This is a genomic window from Massilia sp. CT11-108 (assembly GCF_047302915.1).
In the GTDB taxonomy this organism is placed as follows: domain Bacteria; phylum Pseudomonadota; class Gammaproteobacteria; order Burkholderiales; family Burkholderiaceae_D; genus Telluria; species Telluria orientalis.
Map to the genome: position 1 here is coordinate 1 of NZ_JBKYMO010000813.1, position 1,709 is coordinate 1,709.

Sequence of the window (1,709 nt, forward strand, 5' to 3'; positions counted from 1 at the left end):
CCCGGCCCAGGACAACGATCAGGGCTGGGAGAAGGAAGCGCTCCCGATCGGCAACGGCCGCATCGGCGCGATGGTGTTCGGCGGGCTCGCGCGCGAGCACCTGCAGTTCAACGACATCACCTTGTGGTCGGGCGACGCGAAGGAGACGGGGACGTATCAGCCGTTCGGCGACGTCGTCGTGGACCTGCCCGGGCACGACAGGGATGCGCAAGACTATCGGCGCACGCTCGACATCGCGCGCGCCGTCCACACCGTCACGTACACGCACGGCGGCGCGCACTTCCGGCGCGAGGCGTGGGCGAGCCATCCGGCGCAAGTGATGATCCTGCGCCTGACGGCGGACAAGCCGGGTCAGTACACGGGATCGATCGCGCTGTCGGACCGCCACGGCGCGCATCTCGCCTCCAGCAAGGACACGCTGTACGCGACGGGCACGCTGGCCGGCTGGACGCTGCCGAACGAGGCGCCGACGACCAACACGCTGGACTACGCGAGCCAGGTGCGCGTCGTGAACGAGGGCGGCAAGGCAGTCATCGAAAACGGCCGCATCGTGTTCACGGGCTGCGACGCGCTGACCGTCATCGTGGGCGCGGGCACCAGTTATGTCGCCGACGCGGCGCAGCACTTCCGCGGAGAGCATCCGCTGGCGCGCGTCACGGCGCAGGTTGCGGCCGCGGCCGCGCGTCCCGCCGACCAGCTGCGCACCGAGCACGAACGCGACGTGGCCACCCTGCTGGGCCGCGTGCAGCTGGACCTGGGCGCGACGGCGGCGGACCGCAAGGCGCTGCCGACGGACGCGCGCGTGCTGGCGTACACGAAGGACGGCAACGACCCCGAACTGGAAGCGCAGTACTTCCAGTACGGCCGCTACCTGCTGGCGTCCAGCTCGCGCGGTTCGCTCCCGGCCAATCTGCAGGGCCTGTGGAACAACAGCCTCACGCCGCCGTGGCGCTCGGACTACCACACGAACATCAACGTCCAGATGAATTACTGGCCGGCCGAGGTGGCGAATTTGTCCGAGATGGCCAAACCGTTCTTCGGCTTCGTGACGAGCGTGGCGCCGGTGTGGCGCCAGGCGACGGCGGCGGAATTCAAGACCAGGGATAAGCAAGGGAAGATGCGGCCGGTACGCGGCTGGACCCTGCGCACGGAATCGAACCCGTTCGGCGGCATGAGCTATACCTGGAACAAGACGGGCAACGCGTGGTACGCCCAGCACTTCTGGGAACACTACGCGTTCACGCAGGATAAAGCGTTCCTGCGCGAAGTCGCGTACCCGATGATGAAGGAGGCGAGCGCGTTCTGGCAGGACTACCTGAAGGAACTGCCGGACGGCCGCCTCGTCGCGCCGCAGGGCTGGTCGCCCGAGCACGGCCCCATCGAGGACGGCGTCACGTACGACCAGGAGATCGTCTGGGACCTGTTCAACAACACGGTGGAAGCGGCGGACGTGCTCGGCGTCGACAAGCCGCTGCGCGACAGGCTCGCCCGTATGCGCGACCGGCTCGCGGCGCCGAAGGTCGGCAGCTGGGGCCAGCTGCTCGAGTGGCTCGACGAGAAAAAGGATCCGGTGCTGGACACGCCGGGCGACACGCACCGCCACGTATCGCATTTGTTTGCGCTGTTCCCGGGCCGCCAGATCAGCCCCGCGCGCTTCCAGCGTGCGCTTCGCGGCCGCGGCCAACGCCGGCGTGCGCGCGGCGATGCGG

At 68.9% G+C, this 1,709-nt stretch carries 1 protein-coding gene; it reads left to right on the forward strand.

Annotation, left to right across the window (positions count from 1 at the left end; all coding sequences use genetic code 11):
* A partial coding sequence (locus ACEN88_RS30985) for a glycosyl hydrolase family 95 catalytic domain-containing protein (protein ID WP_413345911.1) occupies positions 1-1,709 on the forward strand: 1,709 nt, incomplete at both ends.